Annotated in this window: 10 protein-coding genes; 6 read left to right on the top strand and 4 right to left on the bottom strand. The window is 35.1% G+C overall.

The features are described from left to right. Nucleotides 1–27: 27 nt before the first annotated feature. Nucleotides 28–1,578 carry an L-piperidine-6-carboxylate dehydrogenase gene (amaB, locus tag FNE73_RS15460; protein ID WP_143885459.1) on the bottom strand — a complete coding sequence of 517 codons (1,551 nt, stop codon included), beginning with the start codon at nucleotides 1,576–1,578 and terminating at the stop codon, nucleotides 28–30. A gap of 129 nt (nucleotides 1,579–1,707) precedes the next feature. Here amaB and FNE73_RS16780 point away from each other — a divergent pair, with 129 nt between their 5' ends. Next, a complete protein-coding gene (locus FNE73_RS16780) occupies nucleotides 1,708–1,857 on the top strand; it encodes an FAM210 family protein (protein WP_160814002.1) in 150 nt (49 codons plus the stop codon). A 44-nt stretch (nucleotides 1,858–1,901) separates the two neighbouring features. Here the strand turns inward: FNE73_RS16780 and FNE73_RS15455 are convergent, their stop codons facing one another. The 3 genes from FNE73_RS15455 to ccsA all read right to left on the bottom strand — a co-directional run bounded on the left by FNE73_RS15455 (nucleotide 1,902) and on the right by ccsA (nucleotide 6,618). Next, complete coding sequence (locus FNE73_RS15455; RefSeq protein ID WP_143885458.1) at nucleotides 1,902–2,090, bottom strand: Arc family DNA binding domain-containing protein; 189 nt, start codon at nucleotides 2,088–2,090, stop codon at nucleotides 1,902–1,904. Between the two features lie 162 nt (nucleotides 2,091–2,252). Then, complete coding sequence (locus FNE73_RS15450; RefSeq protein ID WP_143885457.1) at nucleotides 2,253–3,131, bottom strand: SPFH domain-containing protein; 879 nt, start codon at nucleotides 3,129–3,131, stop codon at nucleotides 2,253–2,255. 142 nt (nucleotides 3,132–3,273) lie between these two features. Next, entirely contained in the window at nucleotides 3,274–6,618 is a 3,345-nt protein-coding gene (gene ccsA, locus FNE73_RS15445) for a cytochrome c biogenesis protein CcsA (protein WP_143885456.1), read from the bottom strand. Between the two features lie 250 nt (nucleotides 6,619–6,868). Here ccsA and FNE73_RS15440 point away from each other — a divergent pair, with 250 nt between their 5' ends. From FNE73_RS15440 to FNE73_RS15420, 5 genes are all read left to right on the top strand, one after another. Further along, nucleotides 6,869–9,385, top strand: coding sequence for an FtsK/SpoIIIE family DNA translocase (locus FNE73_RS15440; protein ID WP_143885455.1), 2,517 nt, complete (start codon nucleotides 6,869–6,871; stop codon nucleotides 9,383–9,385). A 54-nt stretch (nucleotides 9,386–9,439) separates the two neighbouring features. Next, the gene (locus FNE73_RS15435) at nucleotides 9,440–10,087 is read left to right on the top strand and encodes a LolA family protein (protein ID WP_143885454.1); all 648 of its coding nucleotides are present in this window, start codon (nucleotides 9,440–9,442) and stop codon (nucleotides 10,085–10,087) included. A 67-nt stretch (nucleotides 10,088–10,154) separates the two neighbouring features. Further along, nucleotides 10,155–11,609, top strand: a complete 1,455-nt coding sequence (locus FNE73_RS15430) for an LptF/LptG family permease (RefSeq protein ID WP_143885453.1) — start codon at nucleotides 10,155–10,157, stop codon at nucleotides 11,607–11,609. Nucleotides 11,610–11,716: 107 nt separating this feature from the next. Beyond that, the gene (locus FNE73_RS15425) at nucleotides 11,717–12,511 is read left to right on the top strand and encodes a hypothetical protein (RefSeq protein WP_143885452.1); all 795 of its coding nucleotides are present in this window, start codon (nucleotides 11,717–11,719) and stop codon (nucleotides 12,509–12,511) included. 99 nt (nucleotides 12,512–12,610) lie between these two features. After that, nucleotides 12,611–13,249: a hypothetical protein gene (locus tag FNE73_RS15420; RefSeq protein WP_143885451.1), complete on the top strand. Its 639-nt coding sequence runs from the start codon at nucleotides 12,611–12,613 to the stop codon at nucleotides 13,247–13,249. Nucleotides 13,250–13,302 lie beyond the last annotated feature (53 nt).

The raw sequence follows: 13,302 nt of genomic DNA, 5'->3' as shown, positions 1-13,302 counted from the left end.
CTGAAAAACTCAAGTTTAAATTGAAAATTATAAATCAAACTTAATTCCCTGTGCTAAAGGAAGATTGGTTGTATAATTGATGGTATTGGTCTGTCTTCTCATGTAATATTTCCATACATCAGAACCTGATTCTCTACCTCCACCTGTTTCTTTTTCACCACCAAAAGCACCACCAATCTCAGCACCGGAAGTTCCTATATTCACATTGGCAATTCCGCAATCTGATCCGGCATGTGAAAGAAAAAGCTCTGCTTCTCTCAGATTCTGAGTCATAATTGCTGATGACAAACCTTGTGGCACATCATTCTGAATGGCAATCGCTTCATCAAGACCTGAATATTTGATTAAATATAAAATTGGTGCAAAAGTTTCGTGCTGAACAATTTCGTAAGAATTTTCAACCTCAGCAATGCAAGGCTTTACGTAACAGCCTGATTCGTAATTTTTTCCGGATAAAACACCGCCTTCCACAATAAAATTTCCGCCCTCAGATTTGCATTTTTCTATGGCTTTTTCATATTGTTTTACTGCATCAGTATCAATCAGCGGACCTACATGGTTACTTTCATCCAGAGGATTTCCTATTTTCAGTTGTCCATAAGCTTTCACCAAACGGTTTTTCACCTCATCATAAACGCTTTCGTGGATAATCAGCCTTCTTGTAGAAGTACATCTTTGTCCTGCAGTTCCCACAGCTCCGAATACTGCTCCAATAATTGACATATCCAAATCTGCATCTTTAGAAATAATAATTGCATTGTTTCCGCCCAATTCCAAAATTGATTTTCCAAATCTTTCAGCTACCTTTGCAGAAACCCTTCTTCCCACTCTTGTAGAACCTGTAAATGAGATCAATGCAACTCTCTTGTCATCTACCAGTTTTTGTCCGATTTCGTGATCTGCAACCAAAACACTCGAAATTCCTTCAGAAAGATCATTATCCTTTAGAACTTCATTCATTATGTTCTGACAGGCAATAGCACAAAGCGGAGTTTTTTCCGAAGGCTTCCAGATGGTGACATTTCCACAGATCCAGGCTAAAGCGGTATTCCACGCCCAAACTGCCACCGGAAAGTTGAATGCAGTGATAATTCCCACAATTCCAAGAGGATGATACTGCTCATACATTCTGTGTCCCGGTCTTTCCGAGTGCATTGTATAACCGTGAAGCTGTCTGGAAAGACCGACTGCAAAATCGCAGATATCTATCATTTCCTGCACTTCTCCCAAACCTTCCTGTAAAGATTTTCCCATTTCATAGGAAACCAGTTTACCGAGGTCGTCTTTATATTCTCTAAGTTTTAATCCTAATTGTCTTACAATTTCTCCTCTTTTCGGAGCCGGAATCATTCTGAACTCTACAAATGCCTTCTGTGCAGATTCTATTACTTTGTCATAATCTTTTTCTCCCGACAGCTTTACTTTAGCAATAAGCTTTCCGTCTGCCGGAGAATAACTTTCGATAGATTTTCCTGATGCAAAAAACTTCCCTCCGGTAGAAGTTCCTTTATTTTCATCTTTGATTCCTAAATTTTTTAATGATTTTTCAATTCCGAAATCTTTGGCTTTTTTAGACATACAATTTTAACTTTTCGTTTCGCCTAAGATAAAAAAATATTATCCAACAGAAAAATTTTAATTTTCAGGCTTATTTTATTTGGACTAATTATAAACATGGTTATCTTTGTAAGAGTAAAAAATTTAAAAATGGAAAATTCACAGGAAAAAGAATCCAAATTTAAAAAGTGGTTTAAGCGTGTCGGATGGGCAGGATTGGCATTTTTCACCATAAAAGGTTTGGTCTGGCTGGTAATTTTTTATTTTGGAGCCGATAGCCTCAAAAGCTGTCTGGATTAAAAAAAGCAGAGAAAAATCTCTGCTGTACTAATATTTAATTCTATTTATTCTTTTTTCTTTCTTCCTGAATTGATCAGATTCTGATTTAGTAGAAATTCAATCTGACCGTTTACACTCCTGAATTCGTCATTCGCCCATTTTTCCAGAAGCTTATAGGTAGATTCGTCAATTCTTATCACAAAGGATTTTTTTGTTTTATGTTCTGACGAATTTTGGGCTTTTTCTGATTTCATTTATTGCTTGGTTTTTCTTATTGCTTTTTGTTTTTAACCCAAAGGCGCAAAGATTTTTTATAATCTGTCTGTTTTTAAGTTTGAAAAGGCGTTTGATTACATAGAATCTTCAATTTCACTCAAAGACCTATGCTTGTTATTAATTCTTAGCCTCAAAATTACTTAATTATATAATGTTCCAGCGTTTAAAATTGGAGTTGCTGCTTTTTCACCGCATAGAACTACCATAAGATTGCTTACCATTGCTGCTTTTCTTTCATCATCCAGTTCTACAATATTTTCTTCCGAGAGTTTCTTTAAAGCTAAATCTACCATTCCTACAGCTCCTTCTACAATTTTAGTTCTGGCTGCCACAATTGCTGTTGCCTGCTGTCTCTGAAGCATTGCTCCTGCAATTTCGGATGCATAAGCCAAATGTGAAATTCTGGCTTCCTGGATGATGATACCCGCTTTGGATAATCTGTCGGTAAGTTCCTGCTCAAGAATCGAATTGATTTTATCGCCACCTTCTCTTAAAGTTATCGGCGCATGATCGTCTTCCAAATTGTCATAAGGAAAACTCATTGCCAAATGACGAACTGCTGCTTCGCTCTGCATTTTTACAAAATCTGTATACCTTTCAACATCAAAAGCAGCTTTGTAAGTGTCTCCAACTTTCCAGACCATAACAACAGCAATTTCGATAGGATTTCCCATTTTATCGTTTACCTTAAGCGTCTGTCCCTGCAAATTTTCAGAACGGAGAGACATTTTTTGTGAAGAGTATAATGGGTTGATGAAAAACAAACCATTTTCTTTCACTGTTCCTACATATTTTCCGAAAAAATTCAATACTCTTGAGTGATTAGGCTGAATAATCATCAAGCCTTTCATGAAAAACAATGTAACAGCAAAACACACAAACGAAATAATAAGATAAGTAACATTATTGTCTACCCTATCATCTACCCCGAGAACGAACAGATAAATACAAAAAGCCAGCAAAAGCAGACTGATAATAAGTGCCAAATAGCCAGACATAGGTTTTAAAACTTTTTCCATAGTGTTAATTTTAAATTGATATTATTTTGATATCATAAAGATATGTAAAAAACAGATATAAATTTTGGTTTTAAATTTATTTTTTTGAAATAAAAAATCCCGAAAAATTACTTTCGGGATTTTATTTATAATACAACTAAATTTATTTTTTCTTTAAAGAAACAAACTTAACGTAAGAGACAATAGATAATGTAAGCATTATTGCCAAACCAATATAAACCCAAACAGGAATCGGAACAGGATCTCCTGCTGCGTAAGAATGGAGTCCGCTTAAGTAATAATTCACCCCAAAATATGTCATTACCATTGAGCAGAATGCAAACATTGTCGCTACGTGAAATGCCCATCTGCTTCTTAATCCAGGAACCAATCTCATGTGTAAAACAAATGCGTACACCATGATCGAGATAAATGCCCATGTTTCTTTCGGATCCCAGCTCCAATATCTTCCCCAGGATTCGTTTGCCCAGATTCCGCCTAAAAAGTTTCCGACAGTTAATGCAAACAGACCAATTGTTAAAGACATTTCAGAAACAATTGCCAATTCTTTCAGAGTAGAATCATTGTGCAGTTTGAATTGCTTTTTATCTGTAATGATATAGAATATCAATGAAATCACGGCTATAATCATCGACAGCGCAAAGAAACCATAACTAGATACAATAATGGCAACGTGTACAATCAGCCAATACGATTTAAGAACCGGAACCAGTGGGGTAATTTGCGGATCAAGAGCAGAACCTCCATGAGCAAATCCCATCATAATAACAGCCACCATAAAACCGGCTGCAGGAATTAAGGCGTTGGAATGATTATCATTCCCGAAAAATCTAATTGTTGTTGCTAACGTACGGTTTGGCAATTGTACTCCTGAACTCTTTCCGAATCCAAAATAGAACATCAATCCGGCAGAAATACCAACCCAAGAAATAAATATGATAGCTTCGTAACCATTACTCCAAGGAGCATGACCTGAAATATACCATCTTCCTACTAATCCGAAGAAATGACAGATATAGCCTACAACTCCAATATAAATAATCGCCTTGATAATTCTGTTTAAAATTTTATTAGGCTTGAATAATTCTACAAAACCTAAAATAAAAAGCAAACCGCCAATGATCGTATAAAAAATTAAAAGCTTAAAGTTGATGTCAGCTTTATTCATAAAAACTTCCAGATCAACTTTCGACTGAGACGGTACAACTGCTTTTCCCCATTTTTGCTGAAAATCAGAAAGTTTTTTTAGTTCAATATCAGCTTTTGCCCAATTTCCTGTATTCTGTGCCTGAAGTGCCTCTGCAAAATAAGGTCCCATCACTTTCTGGGATTCCATATCAGGTTCCATTTTTTGATCAAGCCACGAATGCCAAGTATGGTTTGGATCATTTTTCACAGGAACAATTCTTAAAAACTGACCACTGAAAAATTCATTAAAAATTTGTACTCTTTCGTTGAGTTTGATCACCTGTTTGTCATATTCTGACTGCTCTGCAGGTTTTTTGCGAAACGCTGTATTGTAGTCTTCATCCAAAATATAGGTAAGATTTCCGTTGGCATCTGCAGGAAAAAGACTCATTAAAGTAGTATAACCATCTTCATTGGCTTTTGTTTTTCTCAAAAGTTCCTTACCTCCTTTTGCATCTACTTTAATTAAGGGAACCATCGTCCAGCTCGGAGTATCTGTATTGATTGACAGAAACCATTGTTCAGCTGTCAAATAATTTCCGTCACTTCCTTTAAACTTATCTTTTTTATATAATTTTCTTAAAACATCTAAAGCCTGTGTGTTAATAGGAACTATTCTGCCTTCATAATTCTGCACTAAAAGATAACCAAATTTATCCGCATGTTCTCTGCTGATTTTATTTTTCGCTATAATCTCGTCCGGCGAAATAATTCTCATTTTTGAAAGCGGAGCGGCTACAGAATTTTGTTGCGGTCTGCTTTCCGATGCAACTTTTTCAGGAGCAGGAGCATGATTATGACCATCTCCTTCTGTATGAACATGTTCTCTGCTTCCGTCGGATGTTCCGTGTGTTTCAATTTTTTGTGCATTGAAATTCAGACTTAATAAAAGCAGAAGAACCATCGCTGTTCTTTTCTTGTTAATGTCTTTCAGCATTTTATTAAGCTTCCAGAAATGTGTTCCTTTCCAGAAAAACATTACAAACATTCCTCCGAATAAAAATGCATATCCAATATAAGAAATCAGAGTTCCCCAATAATCATGATTTACAGAGAGTAAAGTTCCCATTCTGTCCGGCGTATAACTTGCCTGAAAGAAACGGTAACCTTTATAATTCAAAACATTATTCATATAAATATTATATGGAATCTGCTTTCCTTCGTCGATAATTTTCACATGGCTTTCATAAGCACTCGGAGAAGAACTTCCGGGATAAGTTTCCATTACGAAATCGTCCAGCTTCAACGCAAAAGGAGTGTTGTAAATTTTAGGACCAAAACCAACCATAATATTCAACCCATCCATTGCAATCTGCTTGTATGCATTTGGATTTCCTCTTTCTACAGAAAGCTCAACAGTTTGTTTGGTTTTCGGACCTTCAATTTCTATCGTCATTGCATCAGGAACATTCTGATCTTTCTTTTTATCACCTTCAAAAGCCATCAGTTTTCCTTTTCTTAAACCTTCAGGAACTACCAGCTTTAATTCGTTAATTGTGTATAAGCTTCTCAAAGCCAAAGGCTGATACTGATCTTTGGCAGTATTTCCGGTTGCCTGCGTTGCCATGGTCATATAAGCAGCATCTACAGGAGTTTTAATTAAAATCTGTCCGTTTTCCTGTTTAAATTCTACTGCACCGTCAATAGCTCTGTTGAAAGTAACCAAAGTCCCATTGATTGATTTTGTCTCTCCGGATTTAATGTAAATATTCTGCCTTCCTGTTTCTGCAGTAGATACTAAATGAAGATATTCTGCACCATTAGGATCTGCAACCAGACTGTCTTTTTTTCTCTGAACATAATCAAGCGTTACTACTTTGATTTTTTTTCCTTTAAAATCATACGTTGCCTTAAAATCTTTATGCAGCGGAGACATCAGATATGGTACATCCTGATAATCAAGAGTCTCACCGTTTTCTTCAATTTTAATTTTAAAAAAATGCTTATCCGTTACAATTTCGTTGGAAGTCTGCCCTTCTCTGATGCTCATTTGTCCTTCAAAGCTGATATATCTTGTAATAGCTCCCCCGATAAAAATAAAAATGAAAGAAAGGTGAAAAACCAAGACAGGCCATTTTTCTCTTCTCCAAAGTCTGTATCTTCCTATATTTCCTACGAAATTGAGGATAAGCAGAAGCATAATCAGCTCAAACCATTTGGCTTCATAGATTAATGCCTTTGCGGTAGGTGTACCATAATCGTTTTCTAAAAAAGTTGCATAAGCCATGGCAAATGCATAAACGAGCAGTAGAACAGCCATTGTTCTGGTGGAAATAAGTATATCCTGCAGCTTCTTCATGATTTTATATTACTTGACATGCAAAAATAAGGATGATAAACCGAAAGGACGGCAAAAAAAGCTGTTTTTTATCATTCCAGAAAGGTTTTTGCTTATTTTGAATCATTCAAAATAACAAATTTAAAAATATTTTAATCTTAATTATCAGTCAGGTTTTCAGCTATAAAATACGAATACAAAAAACAAAGCTCTTTTCTTCTAAAAGATTACTAAAATCTAAAAAAAACATTAAATTTGCCACACTTAAATTATGGAAAAGAAATTACCCAAACAACCATCTCAGACACCTGAAGCAGGTAAAATTTTATCAAAACCCCGCATATTTTTCGGCTTAATGTTTATCGTTTTTGCCGGTGTTCTTACATTGTCATTTATCTCTTATCTGATGAACTGGAAAGCAGATCAGAGTCAGGCAGGAACTATGCTGGACAAGAGCATACAGTCATCAAACATTTTCGGAAAACTGGGTGACTGGCTGGGTAACCTTTTTATTTTTGAAAGTATTGGGGTGGCTTCATTTATTGTCGCATTTCTCTTTGTGGTTTTCGGAACCATGATCCTGAAAAAGAAAATTTTTAAACCATGGATGACTTTTGGTCATTCTCTGTTTTTCATCTGCTGGCTTCCTATTCTTTTTGGAGCCATTACCAAAGGACAGGGAGTTCTAAGCGGAGTTTACGGTTATCAGATTATGGATTCTCTTTCTGCAATCATCGGAACTGTAGGTCTTTGGGTAGTTTTAGTCGTAAGTATTGCACTTTATTTTATTCTTGAATTTAATCTTCGTCCCAGCTCAGTAAAGGCAAAGCTTAATACCATCAACGAAAATACTATCGGAAGGGTAAAATCTATGATGCCCAATTCTGATGAAAGCTTTGAAGCAGATCAGGAACTGGAAGAAGAAATCAACAATACCGATTCTCCCAATATTACAGTAACTGACGAATCTGAAATTAAGGTTCAAAAACCTAAAAAGGAATCTCCATTTAAGGAATCTAAGCCGGTATCAAATGCTGAAACTATTGTAACTCCCAATCAGACATCGTTTGATGAAGAAAAAATAACTGAAACTTCTCTAAACCTGAGTGTTGAAACAAAAAACCTTATTCCTGCCGTAAAGCCTGAAGATGCTTTTGATATTTCATCCAATTTTTCTGAGCCGGTTGAAGATATAAAATTTAATGTGGAAGTAGCGCCAATAGTTGATATCATTGAGGATTCTGACAGGCAGTCTCAAGAATTGGTACAAAAACACGGTTTATATGATCACAGATTGGATCTTGCCAAATTCCAGATGCCGACTTTAGATCTTTTGAAAGATTATGGAAATGAAGAAATTTCAATCAATAAAGAAGAATTAGAAGAAAACAAAAATAAAATTGTAGGTCTTCTTAAAAACTTTAATGTAGGTATCGCCGAAATAAAAGCAACGATAGGACCTACTGTCACTTTATACGAAATTGTTCCGGAAGCAGGAATCAGAGTAGCATCCATCAAAAAGCTTCAGGATGATATTGCATTAAATCTCTCTGCTCTGGGAATCAGAATTATCGCACCAATGCCCGGAAAAGGAACGATTGGCATTGAAGTTCCGAGAAAAAATCCTACGATGGTTTCTATGAGATCAGTAATTGCTTCTCAAAAATTTCAAAATACGGATATGGATTTGCCCGTTGTGTTCGGGAAAACTATTTCTAATGAAGTTTTTATGGCAGATTTGTCAAAAATGCCTCACCTTTTGATGGCAGGAGCAACCGGACAGGGAAAATCGGTAGGAATTAATGCTATTTTGACCTCACTTCTTTATAAAAAACATCCGAGCGAACTGAAATTTGTGATGGTAGATCCTAAAAAAGTGGAACTTTCTTTATATTCAAAAATTGAAAGACATTATTTAGCCAAACTTCCGGATGCTGAAGAAGCGATTATTACCGATACCAATAAGGTTATTAATACCCTCAATTCGCTTTGTATTGAGATGGATCAGCGTTATGACCTTCTTAAAAATGCTTTCTGTAAAAACTTAAAAGAATACAATAAAAAGTTTAGCGAAAGAAAATTGAATCCTGAAAACGGACACCGCTATTTACCGTATATTGTCTTGGTGGTGGATGAGTTTGCAGACTTAATTATGACCGCAGGCAAAGAAGTAGAACTCCCGATTGCAAGATTAGCTCAGCTGGCAAGAGCGGTAGGAATTCACCTGATTGTTGCTACACAAAGACCATCGGTGAATGTTATTACAGGGATGATTAAAGCCAATTTCCCGGCAAGAGCTGCATTCCGTGTAATTTCGAGTGTAGATTCCAGAACGATTTTAGATTCTCCGGGAGCTGATCAGCTGATCGGTAAAGGAGATATGCTTTATTTCAATGGAAATGAAATTCTGAGATTGCAATGTGCTTTTGTAGATACTCCGGAAGTTGAAAGGCTGGCAGAATTTATTGGTGAACAAAAAGGTTATGCTTCTGCATTTTTGCTGCCTGAATATGTTTCTGAAGATGCTACAAGCTCAGTTGGTGCTTTTGATCCTAACGAAAAAGACGCTTTGTTTGAAGATGCTGCGAGAATTATTGTTTCAACTCAGCAAGGTTCAACTTCTATGCTTCAAAGACAGCTGAAACTGGGATACAACAGAGCCGGAAGAATTATGGATCAGCTGGAAGCAAGTGGTATTGTAGGCGGATTCAACGGAGCTAAAGCAAGAGAAGTTCTCATTAGCGATCTTCATTCTTTGGAACAGTTTTTGGAAGATTTGCGAAGCTAAAATTTAACTTATTGCTTTTGTGAAAGTCTAAAAAATAGAAATATAGAAAATAAAATGAAAAAAATAATTTCAAAGATAGTTTTAGGAGCATTAATAGTAGGAAGTACAGGATTTGCACAGGCACAAAAAATTGACGCTAAAGCAAAAAAAATATTAGACGATATTACGGCAAACTACAATTCCAAGAAAAATTCTTATTTTAAATTTGCATTCGGAAGCGGAGCCAATGGTACGATTTCTAAGACTGAACCGGGAATCTATTATTCAGCAGGTAACAAATACAAACTGAAAATCATGGAAACCGAGCAGATCTTTGACGGCAGCAAGATTTATAACATCAATGAGGAAGATAAAGAAGTAACGGTTGCGAGACCGAATGAGAACAGTGCTATGTTTTCCCCTATCAATTATTTGACTTCCTACAGAAAAGATTACAACGTAATCTACAGCGGAAAGAAAACTGTTGACGGCGTAAACGCAGATTTAATTAAACTTACCCCTGTAAAAGCAAACGGACTTAAACATATTTACCTTTATGTAGATGCTGCAAAAAAACAGATGCTGAAGCTGGAACAGTTCGGAACCAACAAAGATATTTCTGTTATTTCCATCAAAGAATACAAAGAAAATCAGCAATTAGACCCAAATATGTTTGTGTTTGATAAAAATAAATTCAAAAATTATCTCGTTACAGAATTATAGTTCTAAATAAATATTAAAATTTAAAGTCACAAAGAAAACTTTGTGGCTTTTTCATTAATTTTGGCGAATGTTAAAAATATTAGACCGATACATCATCAAGACCTTTTTTGGTCCGTTTTTTTTCATATTCAGTGTACTGTTTTTCATCTTTATTGTGAATATTGTTTGGATTCAGCTGGGGCAGTTTATGGGAAAAGGTCTTACTACATTTCAGATTATGAAGCTCCTTTTTTATCTCGGAGTAAATGTTGTAAGTATGGTGTTACCGCTTACCATTCTTCTGGCAAGCATCATGTCCTTTGGCGAACTGGGAGAAAGATATGAGCTTGTCGCCATGAAAGCTGCCGGAATTTCACTTACCAGAGTCATGATGCCTCTCTTCGGAGTAACCATTGTACTTGCTATTCTTCTTTATATTTTTTCTAATAATATTATACCTGATTTTCAGAGAAAGGCAAAAAACATGCTCTATAATATTGCACAGACAAAGCCTGCTCTCAATTTTACTCCGGGACAGTTCATTGATCAGCTTCCTGGTTATATGGTGAAATTTGATAAAATAAAAGGCGACGAAGGCAGGGATCTGGAAGGTGTTTTTATCCATAAAAAAGCAGGCAATTTCGAAAATCAGCAGACTATCGTTGCAGAAAAAGGCAAATTTGCCAATGCCAAAAACAGAAAATACATGCAGCTGATTTTGTACAACGGATATGTAACCGAAGATTCTCATGCAGGCAAATCTGAAAATGTACGATTAAAACAACCAGATCAGGGAACAAAATTTGACACTCTTATTACACATTTTGATATCAGTGAACTGATTGATAAAGCCATTGAAAAAGAGCAAATCACTGATGATTATCGTTTTCAAACCTTCAACGAACTGTTTGCTACCATTGATAAAACCAAAAAGGAAAATGCAAGAATCAATGAAAACATCAGTAATGAGATGATGAATCAGGTGAATTCTGTTGTCACCTATATGGATAAAAACAAAACAAAAGCCCCTGTTAAACAGCAGTATAAAATTGATACCATAAAATCTGATAAAAAAACTCAGGCAATCGGCAATGCATATTCCAGGCTGGAAACATTAAAATCTAATTTGGATTCAAAAGATAAAGAGATAGATCCCAGCAAAAAATACTTCAGTAAGGTAATTCTTTATCAACAAAGAATGCTCACCTACTCTTTCACCTGCATCATATTTTTTATGATTGGTGCAAGCCTTGGTTCTATCATCAGAAAAGGAGGAATGGGAGTTCCTGTAATTATTGCAATCATTATTTTCATTGTATTTTACATTATTAATGTGGGTTTTGAAAACGTAGCATGGTCAGGAAAAATGGATCCTTATCTTGCCGCATGGCTTCCCAATATTATTCTGTTTCCATTTGGTATACTGATGACTTACAAAGCACTTACCGATTCTCAACTATTCGATTCAGAAAAATATAAAGCTTTCTTTAAGCCTGTAATAAAACTTTTTGTGAAAAATAAAGAACATAAAAGATATCAGTAATCTAAAATAAAAGACCGGAACATTGATTAGTTTCGGTTTTTTTATGAATTATATTTGACATTCAAAAAAAATCCTCATATTTACAGCCTTAATTAATTCAAAAAAACATGAAAAAAATTTTATTATTAAGTGTATTAAGTCTTATGAGTGCATCTCTATACGGACAGGATGAAACAACAGATTATGAGCTTAAAAGCAACGAAAAATTTGGTTTTATTGTCGATAAAAGCGGCAAAAAGACAGAAGGTATTGTAAGAATGGTTGGTGATGCCCGTAATCCTTGGGATAACCAGAAAAAAGTAAAATTTGTTGCTGTTTCGGATATTGACAAGTCCAAAAAGAAGCAGAAATTTAAAACAATGGACTCTGATGACCTCAAAGAATATGTTGCCTATGATGAAAATAATAACGAAAGACATTTTGAGGTAATAAAATACACCAACGTAAAAGAAGGTTTAAACACTGCAACAAGCGGATTAAGCGGAAACATCAAAGCATTTAATAATCTTACCAAGACCAATCAGTTTGCAGAAGTTGTAACAGATGGTAAAATCAAAATTTACAGATTGTACGGTTTTCCGACAAGCTTTGCTGCAGGGGACAGTCAAATCAAAGAAGCAGAGAAAGAAACAGAAAGAATGCGTAATAATCCTTCCTATATTTATACAAAAAAGGGAAGCAAACTAAAAGAATTTGATCTGAAAGAAGCGAAGATTATCACAGCAGACTGTCCCCTAGTAAAAAGTAAAATTGCCGGAGGAGAATATGCTTCGATGAAAAACGACACAAAAAAGAGAACAGGTTTAGGGAAATTTATCAAAAACCAGGTTGATGATGTAATGTCTGATGTTCCTCAAATCATTGATGAAGTTATTCTGGATTATAACGAAAACTGTAAATAAAATTTTATCGTTAAAAAACAGCCGCTTCTGCGGTTGTTTTTATTTTACAGCTAATGATTTGCATATTTTTTGGTTGATGTGAATACAATCCCGATTAATATGAAAAACATACCAATATTGCTGTGTCTGATTTTAATTTTTTCATGTGAAAAACAGTCTCCAATAAAAAACAATTCAGATTCCAAAAATGAATCAAATAAAACATCTAAAATCTCAGATACTGCAAAGATTTCATTACAAAATACAGATGAGATAAAAGCAGAATATACCAAAATCAATCAGCAGATAAATGCAAAAAAACTGGACTCAACAAGCTTTAATTACGAATGTAATGAGCGTTCAGGGATAGTTGTATACTATTCACAAAACGGAAAAATCAGATCCATCAAGCATTCTTTTTCAGAGTACAGTCATTATTCAGCTATAGAAAATTATTTTGTAAATAATGATCAGGCTTTCTTTATTTTTAAGCAGGAAACCGTCTGGAATTTTGACGGCGGAACTGCAGAAAAACCGGAAACCAAAGATGAAATAACCGAAAAAAGATTATACTATATCAACAACAAGCTGGAAAAATGTCTTGAGAAAAAATACACTGTTCGTTCTGCCGAAAAAAGCAGACTCAGTCCTGATAATATTAAAAATTATGAAAGCAAAACCTGCCCTGATAAAGAGTTGATGAAAACATTCAGCAATTTAATGAGTCACAAAAATAAAAAAACGGATTGCTTGCAGTAAATCAAGATTAGCTACTATGGCTTTAATAAGAAGTAAAAGGCATTACAAAATTC

It is taken from the genome of Chryseobacterium binzhouense (assembly GCF_007474545.1).
Lineage (GTDB): Bacteria > Bacteroidota > Bacteroidia > Flavobacteriales > Weeksellaceae > Chryseobacterium > Chryseobacterium binzhouense.
Note: the sequence above shows the minus strand (reverse complement) of the source record. Positions and strands in the feature narration are given on the sequence as shown.